General features: G+C 34.7%; 13 protein-coding genes. 3 read left to right on the top strand and 10 right to left on the bottom strand.

The genetic code is table 11. From position 1 onward, the window contains the following. Window positions 1–33: 33 nt before the first annotated feature. The 3 genes from MJQ71_RS17060 to MJQ71_RS17050 all read right to left on the bottom strand — a co-directional run bounded on the left by MJQ71_RS17060 (window position 34) and on the right by MJQ71_RS17050 (window position 4036). On the bottom strand, window positions 34–2433 hold the full coding sequence (locus tag MJQ71_RS17060) for a peptidylprolyl isomerase (RefSeq protein WP_238807977.1): 2400 nt from the start codon (window positions 2431–2433) through the stop codon (window positions 34–36). A 165-nt stretch (window positions 2434–2598) separates the two neighbouring features. Next, the gene (locus MJQ71_RS17055; RefSeq protein WP_238807976.1) at window positions 2599–2955 is read right to left on the bottom strand and encodes an avidin-fold protein; all 357 of its coding nucleotides are present in this window, start codon (window positions 2953–2955) and stop codon (window positions 2599–2601) included. A gap of 40 nt (window positions 2956–2995) precedes the next feature. Beyond that, complete coding sequence (locus tag MJQ71_RS17050; RefSeq protein WP_238807975.1) at window positions 2996–4036, bottom strand: agmatine deiminase family protein; 1041 nt, start codon at window positions 4034–4036, stop codon at window positions 2996–2998. A gap of 258 nt (window positions 4037–4294) precedes the next feature. Here MJQ71_RS17050 and MJQ71_RS17045 point away from each other — a divergent pair, with 258 nt between their 5' ends. Both MJQ71_RS17045 and MJQ71_RS17040 read left to right on the top strand, forming a co-directional pair. Further along, complete coding sequence (locus tag MJQ71_RS17045) at window positions 4295–4873, top strand: RNA polymerase sigma factor (RefSeq protein ID WP_238807974.1); 579 nt, start codon at window positions 4295–4297, stop codon at window positions 4871–4873. A 65-nt stretch (window positions 4874–4938) separates the two neighbouring features. Further along, entirely contained in the window at window positions 4939–5757 is an 819-nt protein-coding gene (locus MJQ71_RS17040; RefSeq protein ID WP_238807973.1) for an anti-sigma factor, read from the top strand. Between the two features lie 130 nt (window positions 5758–5887). Here MJQ71_RS17040 and MJQ71_RS17035 read toward each other — a convergent pair whose 3' ends face one another. The 7 genes from MJQ71_RS17035 to MJQ71_RS17005 all read right to left on the bottom strand — a co-directional run bounded on the left by MJQ71_RS17035 (window position 5888) and on the right by MJQ71_RS17005 (window position 14446). Continuing rightward, a complete protein-coding gene (locus MJQ71_RS17035) occupies window positions 5888–7225 on the bottom strand; it encodes an MFS transporter (RefSeq protein ID WP_238807972.1) in 1338 nt (445 codons plus the stop codon). A gap of 64 nt (window positions 7226–7289) precedes the next feature. Continuing rightward, complete coding sequence (locus MJQ71_RS17030; protein WP_238807971.1) at window positions 7290–7616, bottom strand: hypothetical protein; 327 nt, start codon at window positions 7614–7616, stop codon at window positions 7290–7292. Between the two features lie 247 nt (window positions 7617–7863). Then, window positions 7864–8769, bottom strand: coding sequence for a prohibitin family protein (locus MJQ71_RS17025; RefSeq protein WP_238807969.1), 906 nt, complete (start codon window positions 8767–8769; stop codon window positions 7864–7866). Between the two features lie 481 nt (window positions 8770–9250). Then, window positions 9251–11287, bottom strand: a complete 2037-nt coding sequence (locus MJQ71_RS17020) for a ComEA family DNA-binding protein (protein WP_238807967.1) — start codon at window positions 11285–11287, stop codon at window positions 9251–9253. A gap of 163 nt (window positions 11288–11450) precedes the next feature. Next, window positions 11451–12233 carry a collagen-like domain-containing protein gene (locus MJQ71_RS20915; RefSeq protein WP_290370188.1) on the bottom strand — a complete coding sequence of 261 codons (783 nt, stop codon included), beginning with the start codon at window positions 12231–12233 and terminating at the stop codon, window positions 11451–11453. A 222-nt stretch (window positions 12234–12455) separates the two neighbouring features. Beyond that, on the bottom strand, window positions 12456–12998 hold the full coding sequence (locus MJQ71_RS17010) for a hypothetical protein (RefSeq protein WP_238807965.1): 543 nt from the start codon (window positions 12996–12998) through the stop codon (window positions 12456–12458). 53 nt (window positions 12999–13051) lie between these two features. Continuing rightward, window positions 13052–14446 (bottom strand): BamA/TamA family outer membrane protein, encoded by a 1395-nt coding sequence (locus MJQ71_RS17005; RefSeq protein ID WP_238807963.1) that lies wholly within the window; start codon window positions 14444–14446, stop codon window positions 13052–13054. A gap of 170 nt (window positions 14447–14616) precedes the next feature. On the opposite strand from MJQ71_RS17005, the gene MJQ71_RS17000 reads away from it, so the two are divergent. Beyond that, window positions 14617–15831 carry an acyl-CoA dehydrogenase family protein gene (locus tag MJQ71_RS17000; protein WP_238807962.1) on the top strand — a complete coding sequence of 405 codons (1215 nt, stop codon included), beginning with the start codon at window positions 14617–14619 and terminating at the stop codon, window positions 15829–15831. Window positions 15832–15895 lie beyond the last annotated feature (64 nt).

Genomic DNA, 15895 nt, shown 5'->3' with positions numbered 1-15895 from the left:
TTTCTTTTTAAACTTTGTACAATTTGTACGTCACTACCTTTTGAGATTGATTACCTTTTGAATTTCCTCATCATTCAATTTGACTGGATATTTATTCACTAAATCTTCCTTAAATTGTTTTTCAAGGTATTTTTGATAATCTGATAAAACTTGTCCACGACATTCACGCAAGGTTTTATAACGAGCTGGTTCTACTTGCTCTATTATTACATCCGCAAATTGGCCATCTTTCACGATAGATTGAGTGCCCACTTCCCATTTAGCAATATCAACCATTTTGTTTTCTCCACGCTTGAAGTAGCCATCTTCAATATTTATACTATTTGGGTCTTTTGCGTTGAAGGCTTTTTCGACATCTTTTTTAAAATTACTATAAAACATAAAGGTTACTCGCTGATTTTTTGTCCAATCAAATTTATCAGCAACTTTAGTTTTCATATAATCATTTTCAATAATTCGGTCGATTGTTAACCCATTTGCCACTAAAAAAGCTTTCGTTTTCTCAATGCGTTCGGCCGAAATGTTATCTCCTTCATGCTGGTCGGCGTGTCCGCCAATTTCTACAACATACCCTTTATTTTTACGCATAATTTCGAGAATATACACCAAATTCTTTTTATGCTCAGGCGTAAGATCACTTAAAGACTTACCAAAATACAGCGGCGAACGATACATTCGCTTGAGGTTATAAGGTTTACCTTTCTCAAAAACTTCTTTTACTAAATAAACTGTCTTCGCATTTTTTGATGCGATTACGGTTGCCATTACCCGTTCGGGCATTAAATATTTGTCTTTATGTTTTTCGTAGAAAACTCTTTGTCCAGTTGTATCTGCAGTTGATTTTTCATATACCAAATCATTAAGTAATTCCATTTTTAGCAAACTAGTTGCATATTCGTTCATCAATAACTTAAACGCTGGATTTATTTCTTCCAAATTTTCTTCGGCGTATGTCTTTACAGTAGTTTCTACAAACTTTTTATAGAAACTTCTCATCAACATTGTTGGCGTAAAGCCCGAAGGAATTCTGTCAATAGCTTGACGCTCAACTGCATAATCGTAGAATGCCTTCGTTTTGTATTGATTTTTCCCGATACTAAAAATGGTTTTATTAATCAATTCATCATTCAAGGCGTAATCCCATTTTTTAATCAAAATATTTGTATCGGCAGCCGCAAATGCCATTTTCACAACTGCTTCATCTTCAATAAATTGCATTTGTTTTTTCAATTTATTGAGTGAATTTTCTTTCACAATATCTCCTCTCGAATCCGTTACTATTTTATCTTTCAACTTAATAGATGCTTCTTCAAAAGACTCCAACGGTATTTTTTTAGATAACTTTATGATATGCCAACCAATAGCCGTACGAACTGGTTTTGAAACTTCTCCTTCTTTCAATGCGAAAGCGGCTTCTTCAAAAGCAACTTCTTCCCTTCCACCGATACCAAAAACAGGTAAATAGCCACCAAAATTTTTATACTTTGTGTCGTCAGAGTATTTTTGACACATTTCCTCAAATAAGCCGCCTTGACTGATTACATTATATATTGAATCAATTTTGGTTTTAGCATTAAGTTTTTCTGCGTCCGAAGCATTGGGCGGAATCGACTTTAAAATATGTTGTACCAAAACATTCCCGCTAAATGGGCGACGACCAATTACCTTGACAATATGATAGCCACCTTTTGTCCGAACTGGCATTGAGATTTCTCCAACAGGAGTTGTGTATGCTGCTTTTTCAAGCGGATAAAGAAAACGCATAGCTCTAAACCAGCCTAAGTCTCCGCCAATATTGTTTGTCTTTTTATCTTGTGAAAACTGATGTGCCAAAGCTGCAAAATCTTCGCCAGCTAAAGCTTTATTTCGAATATCGAGTAATTTTTGGTAAACGGCAAGTGTATCAGTTGGGTCGGCAAATTCTGAAAGTTGAAACATGATGTGGGCCACTTTCACTTCTTCTTTCATCCAAGAATATGTTTCTTTCAATAAAAACTTAATCGTTGTACTATCAGTAAGATATGATTCGGCTAAAATACTTCGATATGATTCAATTTCATCCTTAAAATCTTGTGATGCATCATATCCTCTTTTTTTCGCATCCGCTACAATCCTTTGGTCGTTGATAATTTGTTCTAAAAAAATAGTCGGTGAAACTGAATCTTCAACCATACTACTTTCAAAAGCAATCTTTAAATCGGCCGTTTTTAGCTCATTTGTTCCAACAATAATGGCAACGGGTTCGGGTTTGATTTCTACAACTGGTTGGTTATTTATAACTGAAGGCGACGAAGGAGGTAATGCAAAAATATCATTATCGGGCTTTCCCCCAACATTTTGAGTCGTTGTTTGAATGATAGGTTTTTTGGTAACCTGACAAGCAAATTGGGCAAAGAGTAATGATATGTATATATATTTATTGTATTTCTTCATAAATGGCATTGAACAATCATCCTCAATAAACAACTGTAAACGTTAAAATTTATTGTGATGAATATTGATTTTGTTGAGTAAGAAATACCTCTAAATGATGGGGTTGGGACATCAAAGGTATTCAGAAAGTCAAAATTAAGCGAAATTTCTGCTTTTTACGAAATTTCACTTAATAATTTCTTCAATTATTGATTCTCCTGATGAAAAATCGCCACTTGTCCATTGCCATTTTTCGTACAATCGAACTCGTCCGTCGGCTAATATTTCAGGTCTTGAAACACAAATACCTGTCATCAATTCACCTGATTTATTAATATGTTCATAACGCATATCTAACACACTGTTTTCAAGTACTTTCGCAATCAAAAAACCTTTGATAATTGCCCCTCCACTATATTCTGCCCAAACTATATTATCTTTTTGTTGATAATAAAATAATGTTTCTTCGCTCACTTCTCCATTAATGGTATTAGTGATTGATTGAAAAGTTTTTTGATGATAGTTGATCAAAATATTAGACATTCAGCTAGTTTTGGACGTTTTTGCTTTTAAATATCTTTTATTAAACAATTGGTTCTTGCTGCGAAAGACAATGAAAACTACCTAAACCCCAGATAATTTCGGTTGCATCAATGCCAACTATTTTATGTTTAGGGAAACAGTCTTGAATAATTTCTAACGCAATTTTATCTTTTTCACAGCCATAAATTGGTACGATAATAGAGCCATTCGTTATCAAAAAATTAGCATACGAAGCAGGTAACCTCACGCCGCTATCGTACACTGCATCTGGCATTGGTAATTCGATGATATTCAAAGGTTTACCATTTAGCAAACGCATGGCTTTGAGGTCTTCAAGATTTTGTTTGAGTGGAAGAAAATTTTCATCATTTTCGTCATTTTCAACAACCGTCAAAACCGTATCTTCATTCACAAATCGAGTTGTATCATCAATGTGTCCGTCGGTATCATCGCCAACAATTCCTTCTGTAACCCATAAAACCTGCTCTACTCCATAATAATTACAAAGAAATTCTTCGATTTGAGCTTGGCTAAGATGTGGATTGCGATTAGGATTTAATAAACATGATTTACTAGTTAAAACAGTACCTTTTCCATTAAACTCAACCGAACCGCCTTCCATAATAATTCCAGGAACGACATACGGTAAGTTTAAATATTTAGCAATTCTGACAGGAATTTGGTCATCGTCATCATAAGGTGGATATTTTCCTCCCCAAGCGTTGTAACCCCATTCCACAATCATTCGTTGTTTTGTTTCAGGATTTATCAAAAACGCTGGCCCGTGGTCTCTACACCACGAATCATTGTTTGGGTGAATCGGTACTTCAACTTGGTTTTTATCAATTCCATATTTTTCAATCAAAGTCAAAATTAATGCTTGATGTGTTTCGTCTTTGGCATTAATACACACTTTTTCACTTTCAGAAATTGCCTTCACAAAAGCCATATATGAAGGATAAATTCTTTCTAAACGCTCGCCATAATCCCAAGAATCTGAACTTTGCGGAAAACTTAGCCAAGTGGCTCGATGTGTGTGCCATTCGGCAGGAAAGAAAAAACCTTGTTGTTTGGGAGTCATATTTATCAATTTTCAGTATTTTAGCTTGAAAAGTTACAAAGTTAAGCCTAAAATCCTAAAATTTCATGTCAACCAAATCCAATCTTTTTGATATATCGTAAATGATGGCAGAAGTCAAGAGAAAAAATTTGGTATTTCTTGATTCAAAATTTAACCGTTAAATCTTTCAAGCCGTCAAAACTTTTTTTCAGGAAAGAAGTTATAAAACTAACATCTTTGGAAAAAAATTACTTACTTAGCTTGAAATAATAAAATCGTTTGGCACGTCGCATTAGCATAGCAGAAGAAGATTTGGTGTCTTTACTGAAAGGTAAAGACCAAAAGGGCTTTAATATCCTGTATAATAATTATTCAGGAGCGTTATTTGGTGTAATCAATAAAATTGTACAATCAAATGATGATGCCAATGATTTACTTCAAGATACTTTTTTAAAGATTTGGCGAAACATTGACAATTATGACCCTTCAAAAGGCAGCATTTTTACGTGGATGATGAATATTTCTCGAAATTTGGCAATCGATAAAGTGCGTTCGGCTGATTTTCGTGATTCATCACAAAATATTTCAATGGAAGAAAATGTCGTTTATCAAGTAGATAACGAATATCAGATTGTACAAGATATTGATAGTATTGGCCTGAAAAAAGTGGTTGATAATCTGAAACCCGAATATAAACAACTTATTGAGCTTGTTTATTATAAAGGTTACACGCAAGCCGAAGTTTCTGAAGAATTTGGCATTCCACTCGGAACAGTTAAAACCAGAATTAAGGCAGCTGTCGGAAGCCTACGGGCAATGCTCAGTGGTTTATGGTTACTCATAAATCTTCTATTCTAAAGTATTTTAATTAAAAAATTGTAAGTGAATTCCTGAGTGAAAAGTATCGCTCATAAAATAAATCAATGAATATTCAAGAATACATAGCGTCTGGGATATTGGAAAGCTACGTGCTTGGCTTGGCTAACGAAAAAGAAACTGCCGAAGTTGAGCAAATGGCCGAACAATGGCCCGAAATTAAGGCAGAGATTCGGCAAATCGAAAACGCCTTGGAAAGCTATGCTTTTGCCAATGCCCAAACACCTCCTGCTCATTTACAAAATCAGATTTGGGAAAAAATTTCGGCAGAGTCGAACGAAGCAACGACAAAAGTAATAGATTTTGATAATGGAAATGTAGTTGATTTGACCGAACAACAGATTTCTAGAACAAATGGTTTTTTCGGTGCTTATCTTAAAATTGCGGCTTCGGTTGCTTTACTGACAAGCGTTTTGGCAAATATTTATTTAGGAACCCGATGGAAAGAAAGCAAAGAAAGCCTTTCATTGGCAATCAACGAAAACATTAAGCTACAAAAAGCATCAAAAACGGAGGAAGGAATGATGATGCCCAGCGAAGTTAATATGTTGCTGAGTCCAGAAACAAAAATGAGTAAATTGGTCGGTCAAAAAGGTTCTGAAAATTCAACTGTAATTCTTGCTTGGGACACCAAAACAAATAAAGTTTACTTGGTAAGACCTAATTTGCCTGTCCCACCCGATGGAATGCAATATCAACTTTGGGCAATTGTCAATGACAAACCAATGGATGCTGGTGTTTTTGATATTAAAAATGATACACAAGAACTCAAGAAAGTACCAACACCAAAAGCATTTGCAGTAACACTCGAAAAGAAAGGCGGAAGCCCAGTTCCAACATCAGCCATCAAAGTAATGGGTATTTGATTTTACCTAAATCAAAAATATATTTTCTAAACCTAAAAATCCCTAAATTCAACTAAAGAATTTAGGGATTTTTTAGATTCTACAAAACCAATAAGTAATAAGTTAAGATATTTCGGCACTTGCATTTTCATTAATGCCCTCCTCCACCCATCGGCATATTTATGTCTTCACTTGGCTTCTTCGCCTTTATGAGCATTGTTGCCGCGGCTGCAATTAGCAATAATATTCCAGCAAAAGTAATTGCTTTTCCTGGGTCATTATTCAAGAAGTTTTTCAAAATATAACCAAACGAAAGCGTTTGAATCAACATCGGAATTACAATCATCATATTGATGATTCCCATATAAACGCCATAACGTTCTTTCGGAATTTCACTCACCACAATCAAATACGGAATACCCATCATACTCGCCCAACCAATACCAAAACCTGTAATTGCAGGAAACAATAAGTATTTGTTTTCTATCATCGGAAAAACCAAAAAACCTATTCCTGCCAAAACCAAACAAAATGTATGCACCAATTTTGGCGAATATTTCTTGGCAAAATAAACCAAACTAAATGCAACCAAAAACATCACGATATTGTACCAACCATTTACCAAGCCTGTCCAGCTTACGGCTTCATTATACAAAGGATTGTCTTGATAGGTAGTCGTTTTCCATACCGATTGAGCAATACTTTTCGATGAATTTTGCCAATAGCAAAACAGAGCATACCATTGAAATAAATAAACCAATGCCAGTTGCCACATTACTTTTGGCATATCTTTGATGGCTTTAGCGATATCAATAAAAGGGCTGAAAACATTAAGCGGCGTAGTTTTCATTTCTTCAAGTTCCTCCTCGCTTGGTGGAATCTCAGCCGTAGTTCTCATACTCCACCAAACCGAACCAATTGAGCAAATTGAACCAAGAAAAAACGACGCATAAACCCAAGTTGGTAATGAACCTGTTGTTCCAAGAAAAATTAATGGGAAAATAAATATGGAGAGATTCACTAAAGTCTGACCTAACCCTGTAAAAAAGCTCTGAGCCTGAAATCCAGTTGGCTGTTGGGAAGCATCTAATTTATCAGCAATAAAAGCACGATAAGGCTCCATTGCAGTATTATTTCCTACGTCCAAAATCCATAGAAGTCCAGCCGCCATCCAAAGAGAACTACTAAAAGGATAGAACAATAGTGCCAAACTGCACATCAAAGCTCCAATAAAAAAATATGGTTTCCGACGGCCAAACCTTGGCGACCATGTTTTATCGGACATTGCCCCGATAATAGGTTGAATCAATAGGCCCGTCATTGGGCCAGCTAAATTTAATAAGGGAATTTCGTCGGGACTCGCTCCCAAGAAATCATAAATAGGATTCACAGCACTTTGTTGAAGACCAAAACTATATTGTATGCCGAAAAAACCGACATTCATATTAATAATTTGAGCAAAACTAAGTTTAGGTTTTGAGAAATTCATCGACTGTATAAGGTTAAAGTAGTAATTGCACAAAGGAAAGAAAAAATTTGATTTTTTTAAAAAATTATTTCTTTTTCATGCTCGGAAATTCATCAATGCCAAGCGTTGTCAACAATGGGTTTAAAGTTTTTGTTGTAATGCAAACTTGAAAAAACTTGACTTTCATTGCATCAAAATCACACACAAATTTATTTTTGACTTTTAATGTGCGATAAACTGCCGTATAATTTACTTTTTTTTGTTCCCAACCATTCAAAGCCAAATTAGTTTGTACACATTCGATGGCTCTTTTTAAGTTTGAAAAATAAACAACAAATGATTCCCGCTTGCGGACTTCACTCAATGAGCCAATGTAATTGATACTTACTTCATAAATGATTGATTGACGCATAAAAGTACTTAATAATAGATTTGGAGAAAATGTTTTTTAATTTGATTAGAAAGCTAGATTTTGAATAGAAAAGCTTGATTTTTAGCTCAGACACAAAAATAAATTATTTTTTGAAAAATAGTTCAATAATTTTTCAAGCATAAAACTTTTTATAAACCTTCGGCGTTTTACTATCATACCGCAAATAAAAAAGCTTCGCAGTCCTGAATTGCGAAGCTTTTTTTGTTTTAAAATTTTAGTTTGAAACCTACTTATCGTTCAAAATCATTGGAGTATTTCCTTTTCCTCCCATAATTATCACTTTCGTATTTGGTGACGTTGCAATTTCTTTCTGAGCCTTTATCATTTCATATTGTAATTGTTTGTCGGTCAAAGTTGTCGTAATAATTCTTTGATAATCCGAAATACCTTGAGCTTCTACTCTTTTACGCTCAGCTTCTTGTTTCTCTTTTTGAAGAACAAACTGCATTTTTTGGGCTTCTTGTTCAGCATTAATTTTTGATTCAATGGTTTTCTTGACAGATTCTGGCAAATTAATATTTCTTACCAATAATTGTTCAAGAACTAAGCCTCTTGTTTTGAAATCGGCTTCGATTGCTTTAAAAATACGGCCTTGAAACTCGTCTCTTTTGGTCGAATACAAAGCAACAGCTTCATAATAAGCAGAAATATCACGGATACGAGTTCGTGTAATTGGTCGAACAATCACATCTTCATAATCAACACCAATTTTTTTCAAAATTGTTGGAGCTTGGTCAGGCTGAACTCTGTAAAGAACCGTTAGGTCAATCACAACTTCCAAACCATCAGAAGACAAAACTCTGATGGCATCATCTCCTGCTTGTTTCCCTTCATCATGCACGCCCGACATCGTATAATTTTGCGTACGCGTATCAAACTCAGCCACCTCTACTAATGGGTTAATAAAATTTAAACCACTCGAAAGCGTTCCTTCTTGTACATTTCCAAAAAGCGACTGAACGCCAACTCTACCAGCATCAATTTGTTTTATGGTCGAAGAAGCCAACCCCAAAACAATAATAATAACTCCGATAACTTTTAACGGACGAGAAAAACGAGAAAATTGCAACGAAGGTGTGTTGATAGCAAATCCTACTATCAAAAGTATCACTCCAATGGTCAAGAAAAACATATTTTTATTACGGTTTAGATATAAAATTGCTTTTAGTTCTTAAATTCAAAAGCGAGGCAAACGTAATCTAAAGAAGGATTTATTATTCAACATTTACATGAATGGTAATTATTTTATTTCTTGAATAATAAATTTAATGATGAATATAACACCTTCAAATGAAGCAAAGATAGCAGATTTGTTTTTTTGATTTGATTAATTGATTTGTAAAACCTACCAATTAAATAATGGTTTCACAAAAGAAGGATTTATTGTCTGAAAATAGATATCCACAATAAAATTGGATAACCCTTATTTTATCAACATTTGTTACCGTTTGATAATTTAAGAATGTTATTAAAAAAAGTGTATCAAGTTTGGTACGCTTTTTACAATACAATAATCAGTATAATTTTTTTCATTTTGAAAATATTTACGAGCTTTCTTTATTTTCCATGAGCTGCAAGTACCTAACTGCCAACTTTAGACAGTTAGGTCTTTTTTAAAATCTATATCGAATTTGAATTTTAAAATCAGTTTTGTGCGAAGCATTTATTTGGTCATTGCCACTTCCTATAGTTGAAGCATTTTGAAGCTCAGTTCGTGCCAATCGTAACCATAAATCTATATGCCGATTGTAGGAATAACGAACTACTAAATACGTTCTGAATCCTTTTCCATAGTAGGCTGGTAATGTAACTGCATACAATACATCATTTTCGTAAGCATAAATTCTCGAATCATAATTATCGGTGTTAAAATAAGCAATTCGGCTCTTGACTTGAGCTTTTTTTATAGAACCTTCTAGGTCTTGCATAAACACATAACCTATTGATTTATAAGCATTTACGTATTGAAAAGTGTTCATCTGAACCCTTGTTTGGGTTTTAAAAAATTGATTCGAAGCGAATTCAAAATTCACTAAAACACTCTGACGAATAGTTTCTACAACTAAATCCGTAACACTCTCATTATTGGGGAGATTCTTCGCTTTATGCTCGCTGTGGTATTGGGCAAAAAATAATATTTTTTTATTGGGTTGATAAGTCATTCTCAGCAAATAATCGTAGCCAATTGAAGGTGCATCAACTAAATATTTCAACCATGGAAACTTAAAACGGTCGTAAAAAGCACTAAATGTAAGTGCTTTTTTAGGAGTATATTTTAAACCCCAGTAAATACCTCTTTCATTGATATTTCTGCTATTTTCCCCTAAAGCATTTCCATAAAAACTATGAAAATTCTTATCATAACTTCTCACATTTATAGCCCATTCAACTTGTCGGCTGAGAGCTGTTACAAAGCCAGCAAGACCTCCAATTCCACCACTACTTGAACGGGCTACTTCACCAAAAAAATTAAAATTTTGCCAACTGCACGTAAAATTAGTGCCAATAAGTAGATTTTTTTTTCCTGAAAACTCAAATTGATTGTATAAGACAGTATTACGCTGCAACGCCACATCAAGATTTGTATTAAGCATTGTTGCTCCAATTTGGCCATTTTTAAATTGGAAAGTAGCATTTACACCTATATTCTGTTCTAAAATCTGGTTTTTTCGAGCCAATTCATTTGCTGTTCTGTGATAGCCACCCGTCAAAATTGAGCTAAAAAAATCTTCTCGTTCACCATCCACTTCATTGATATTTGCGTCTTGTTTTTTATGAGAAAAAAAAATTGTTAAATCAATTTTGCCTAGCTGATAAGTAGCCGCACCACCTCTAAAAAAACCTCCTTCGAGCAAAGAACTATACGGCTTAACACCTATATTGCTTCGGCGAGTAGTAGCAATGGCTTCGCTACTTTTACCTAACGAAAAGCCTGTTGAGGTAATTAACCCTTGCCCAAATTGTACTTGATAATCACCAAAAACCAAGTTTTTTAGATTTCCTTTATTTCTTAATTGTAGATGAAAAGAATAATAATCTGTAAGGTTTTTCTCGCCAGCGTCTTTCTCGACAGTAAAACCAATTTGAAAATCTCGTGGATGACTAAACCGATAGCGTGCATAAAGATGTTGGGGCGAACCTACATATTTGCCTTCAGTAAAACCTTTGGATTTCTCTAAAACTTGCTCATTACGTAAGACTAAATAATGGTCGGTAACATTTGACAGACGATTTTTCAAATCATTGAATGAGAACTTATACTTAATATCAACAAAAGGTAAAACTTTGGAAATAGTTTCTAAATCAAAATTCGGAACGGCTTGAAGTTCATAAATGCTCAAAAAATTTCCATTTTGATTCCGATGTTCAATTAGGCTTTTGATTTGAAGTGAAGTTAGAATATAAATTGCCGATAAATCTTCGCTCGAAGCGGTGTTTAAATCAATCGGATTTTGATATAGCTGATAAAGTGATTCATAGAGGTCTTCATAGTTGATATTTTCTTGTTGTACAGGAAAAACTCGTTGGATGAATTCGTCTAAATTGATTTCAGTTTTAGGTCGGGTTTGTGCTAAAATAACGTTTGAACGAAATAGAAGAAATAGCAACAATACACCTTTTAAAAAGGGTTTTTGGCGTGGATTTTTCAAAGTTTTAGTTGTGTCGGATAAATAATAATTCAGGCAAATAACAAGTTCAAAACTACTTATTATTTTTTTGCATTCCAAAAACTATCATTTCACCTTTTGTAATCAACAGACATAAAAAAAGACACTATAAAGTGTCTTTTTTACTGAATAATATCGCAAATCATTATTTTGGAATCCCAAATGCTTTAGCCACTTCGTTGAAATTGGTATAATCTAAATTAGCTCTTGTCAGAATTCCACCAGGAATTATCACATATCTAAATTGTAAACCTGTGGCGGGTTTCCCTTGAATGTCTAATAATTCGACAAATGTTATATTCACTTTGCCTAAAGCTGCCGAAACATTATAATTGGTTAGTCCTGAGCTTGTTTCTAACATTAACGGCAGTAAATAAGCAGGCCCACTTGCAACTTGTCTTGTATAAGCCAGAACTACACCTTTATCTATTATTTCTTGTGTAATTTTTGTTTCTATTACACTATATAAATAATTTTTTTCTGTTAATTTTTGCCAATCAACAAAAGCGGGAGTAAACCAATCCGAATAAACCACACTTAGTGAACCTGTTCCTGCTGGGCCTGCGGGACCTTGAGGGCCAGTTGCTCCAGTTGCTCCTGTATCTCCTTTAGGGCCTGCCGCTCCTGCTGGGCCTTGAGGTCCAGTAGCACCTGTTGCACCTGTATCTCCTTTGGGGCCTGTCGCTCCTGCTGGACCTTGAGGACCTGTTGCTCCAGTTGGGCCTGCTGGACCTTGTAAACCTGTCGCTCCAGTTGCACCAGCAGCACCTGTTTCACCAGTCGCTCCTGTTGCACCAGTATCTCCTTTAGGCCCTTGTAATCCTTGGTCACCTTTAGCTCCTTGTGGACCTTCTGGACCTTCACAACTACATAATATCAAATGACCCATCAGTAATATACCGAGGGTTAGTTTTATTTTGGTCTTCATAACTTGGATTAGGAAATATTAAATATTACAGCGGTGTTTTATGGTATTTCAAAACCAATGCTAAAGTACAATCAAATTCCCAAAAATTTTCATTATTGTTTTTCAATTAGTTTAAAAAAAACTTGAACTCCTAATTTCCAAGTATTTAAAACAAAAAAGCTCATAAACCATTGGCTTGGTTTATGAGCTTTTTGTTGAATATTTTTATCAAATAAAGCGTTATTATATTGCTTCTGAATTCTTGATGAATTTAATTTCTAATCCTCTATCGAGTTTATTTTTTACAACTTTAATCGTTACTCTTCCGTTGGGTTTAATTTGCCAAGTAGAATTTGTCGTGTCCAAAGGATTTCCAAAACGAGTCGTAAATTGTTTAGCTATTTCGTTCTTTAAACTATCATTAGACACATCGGAATTCATGTAAATATCCAACTCAATTCCAGAAACACGGTTTTGCTTGTCTTTTTCATAAAGAATATCAACAGTTTCAAAACTATCGGTATCAAAAGTATAACCGATATGGGTTTCTTCTTCTTCGAAAAGTTCGGCTTTTTCTTTACTTTTCACATCTGAAATAGCATCGCCGAATTGGACGCCTCTAACGAGGCCTCCACCCGTACCCATAATGTTACGTAGCAGCTTTTGAACGCCACGTGGGGCAGCGGTAGGGGTTGTAGGTGGGCTTAAAACTTCCACTTTTTGTGTATCTTTTGGGTTACTGCACGAGAATAACAACAAACTTAGAACAAAAAAATAAATTTTCATACACTTTTAAAGAAATATATTGAGTAAAAACACGTAAAGTAAGTACCAAAAAATTAAAACTCACGTGATAAGTTGAAAAATAAACGTTTCTCACCTGAACCATTCAACGAATAGTTTAATCGACCAACTACATTGTACCAAGTGACCACATCTAAGCCAATCCCACCACCAACTAACCATTTATTCGCAAGTTTGGTATTGTTTAACGCTGGAAAATTATTTTTCACATACCCAACGTCAAGAAAAGTGTTGACGTAAGCTGCTACGGGTAGTACATTAAATTGCTTTATTTTTAAAAACTTACTTAAATCAAAAATATGGTCTAAAGCTCGGTATTTCAAGTTGGTTTTTATTAATCCATAGCTTTGCCCATCAATTACATAAAGTTCATAACCACGCACTAAATCGTTTCGATAACCCAACCCTTGTGTTTGTAAAAAAGGTTGTTTCTGCGGAAAAGATACCTTTCCTCTTAGACTATAATTACCGTAAAAGTTTCCAGAAAGAGGCAAATATTGACTAAATGATGCACTCAAGTTTAATTGATTGATGTCATTTCGAGCAGTTAAGCCATATTTTGTTGCCTGAAAACCAACTCTATAACCTTTCAATGCATATTGTCGGTTATCTCTTCTATCATAAATATAACTATAATTAAGCAAAAAATACTTCTGCTGAGTTCTACCGTTCAAAAAATAATTTGGATTCAGCAAAGCAACTGTATCTCCAATTTGGGTTTGATTGTAACTTATTTCAAGCGATTGATTTTGAAAAAAACCAGTTCGTCGTGAAAGTACTAGATATAAATTTAGGCGTTCTCGCTGACGTTTTTCGCTTTCAACAAACTGAAATTTATCTTGCCAAGTTCGATAAACCATCGTTTTATTAATGCCATAAAACGCCCCCATTAGTAATGTTGTTTTCAAGCTTTTGTCTAAATAAGGTGTACTGTAAGCAATTTCAAAATTAGGTATAAAACCAACTTCTGCCCTAATTTTCAATTGGTCATTGTTACCAGTCAGATTGGCATGTTTGCCAAAAACACCATAAATCGTTCTTCTCAAATCATGGTTTCGTTCGTACCACCACTCATTTATATTTCTATCTGCTAAATAAAACACAGGCAAAAAAACAAAAAACAAACGTTCCTTGACTTCTACCAAAACATCAACTTGTTGATTATCAAGTTCTTGTGAAGTAACTTTTACGGTAATAAATAAATTAGTATTGAAAATTTTCTTTCGGTCAGCTTCCAAAAGCTTAGCAAGTTGTTCTTTTTGCAAAGTGTCGTTTACTTTTACAAACATTTCACGAAAAATGATCTTTTCTTTTGTCCGAATATTTCCAACTACTTTAACCTGACGAATCATAACGACCTCATCCGCAAAGCACTCAAAATAAGCAATTTGTAAAAACAAAAAAACAAAAAAAATTAAGCGTTGAATCATCAATAATAGGATAGTAATTTAAATATTTTAACGAAAAAACGAATTGATAAACGTGATGGAAACACCAAATTTAAACTATTTTTCAAGAAAAAACCTAAAATATTGTGCTATCACGATTGTAAAACTAACTTTATGAAATATTTATGGAATCAACAATTAAAACCAATAAAATGGAAAGCCTATTTATAACTGAAAAAATCAAAGACTTACTACCTAAAATTAAGTCTTTTGTGGAAAATGAATTATATCCACTCGAAACAACTGATAATTTACTGCATAATTTTTCGTTTGTTGAGCCAATTTTAAAAGAAAAAAGAGCTTTAGTAAAACAAGCTGGACTATGGGGTTTGCATTTACCTATTGAAGATGGCGGACTTGGTCTAACTCTTTGTGAATTTGGGCAAATCAGTGAAGTTTTGGCAAGTTCTCCTTTTGGTCATTACGTTTTTAACACACAAGCCCCTGACATCGGAAATACTGAATTAATGCATAAATATGCTCCAAAGCACCTAAAGGACCAATATTTGAAGCCATTAATGGATGGCGAAATTAGGAGTTGCTTCTCTATGACCGAGCCAGAATTTGCAGGCTCAAATCCGACCAGAATGGGTACAACTGCCGTAAAAGATGGAGACGATTATATTATTAATGGCCATAAATGGTTTACATCATCGGCTGATGGAGCTGCTTTTGCAGTGGTGATGGCAGTTACAAATCCTGATGCAGCACCACACAAACGTGCGAGTCAAATCATTGTTCCACTTGATACTCCAGGCTATAAATTTATTCGCAATATACCAATCATGGGGCATACAGGCGATAGTTGGGCAAGCCACGCTGAGGTTATATATGAAAACGTCAGAGTGCCACAAGGGAATCTCATTGGGATGGAAGGTTCGGGTTTTTTATTAGCACAAGAACGCCTCGGCCCAGGCCGAATTCACCATTGTATGCGTTTTATTGGTATTGCTGAACGTAGTTTTGATTTGATGTGCCGCTACGCCGTTGCGAGAGAAATGGAAGAAGGTGTTGTGCTTGGTGAAAAACAATTTATTCAAGGATTTATTGCTGAAAGTAGAGCCGAAATAGATGCCGCAAGACTTTTGGTTCTTAGAACTGCCAAAAATATCGATGAAAAAGGTGCAGCAGCCGTACGTGACGAAATTTCAATGATTAAATTTTTTACGGCAAATATGATGCTTCGAGTAATTGACCGAGCTATTCAAACACATGGAGCATTGGGCATGACAAATGATATTTTGCTTTCGTATTGGTATGCTCACGAACGTGCCGCTCGTATTTATGATGGTGCTGACGAAGTTCACAAAACGGCTTTGGCTCGTGGCATTTTGAAAGGCTACGGCTTGGATACACGTAAAAAATAAAAATTTTTAATACATCACTAGCTCAGATTTGTACTAAAAACGGTGCAAATCTGAGTTCTTCCAA

This window comes from Emticicia aquatica (assembly GCF_923079645.1).
Lineage (GTDB): Bacteria > Bacteroidota > Bacteroidia > Cytophagales > Spirosomataceae > Emticicia > Emticicia aquatica.
Note: the sequence above shows the minus strand (reverse complement) of the source record. Positions and strands in the feature narration are given on the sequence as shown.

Excerpts from the sequence above, each read along its gene's own strand:
- MJQ71_RS17060 (WP_238807977.1), bottom strand. The coding sequence starts at position 2,433 with ATGAAGAAATACAATAAATATATATACATATCATTACTCTTTGCCCAA.
- MJQ71_RS17055 (WP_238807976.1), bottom strand. The coding sequence starts at position 2,955 with ATGTCTAATATTTTGATCAACTATCATCAAAAAACTTTTCAATCAATC.
- MJQ71_RS17050 (WP_238807975.1), bottom strand. The coding sequence starts at position 4,036 with ATGACTCCCAAACAACAAGGTTTTTTCTTTCCTGCCGAATGGCACACA.
- MJQ71_RS17040 (WP_238807973.1), top strand. The coding sequence starts at position 4,939 with ATGAATATTCAAGAATACATAGCGTCTGGGATATTGGAAAGCTACGTG.
- MJQ71_RS17035 (WP_238807972.1), bottom strand. The coding sequence starts at position 7,225 with ATGAATTTCTCAAAACCTAAACTTAGTTTTGCTCAAATTATTAATATG.
- MJQ71_RS17030 (WP_238807971.1), bottom strand. The coding sequence starts at position 7,616 with ATGCGTCAATCAATCATTTATGAAGTAAGTATCAATTACATTGGCTCA.
- MJQ71_RS17025 (WP_238807969.1), bottom strand. The coding sequence starts at position 8,769 with ATGTTTTTCTTGACCATTGGAGTGATACTTTTGATAGTAGGATTTGCT.
- MJQ71_RS20915 (WP_290370188.1), bottom strand. The coding sequence starts at position 12,233 with ATGAAGACCAAAATAAAACTAACCCTCGGTATATTACTGATGGGTCAT.
- MJQ71_RS17010 (WP_238807965.1), bottom strand. The coding sequence starts at position 12,998 with ATGAAAATTTATTTTTTTGTTCTAAGTTTGTTGTTATTCTCGTGCAGT.
- MJQ71_RS17005 (WP_238807963.1), bottom strand. The coding sequence starts at position 14,446 with ATGATTCAACGCTTAATTTTTTTTGTTTTTTTGTTTTTACAAATTGCT.
- MJQ71_RS17000 (WP_238807962.1), top strand. The coding sequence starts at position 14,617 with ATGGAAAGCCTATTTATAACTGAAAAAATCAAAGACTTACTACCTAAA.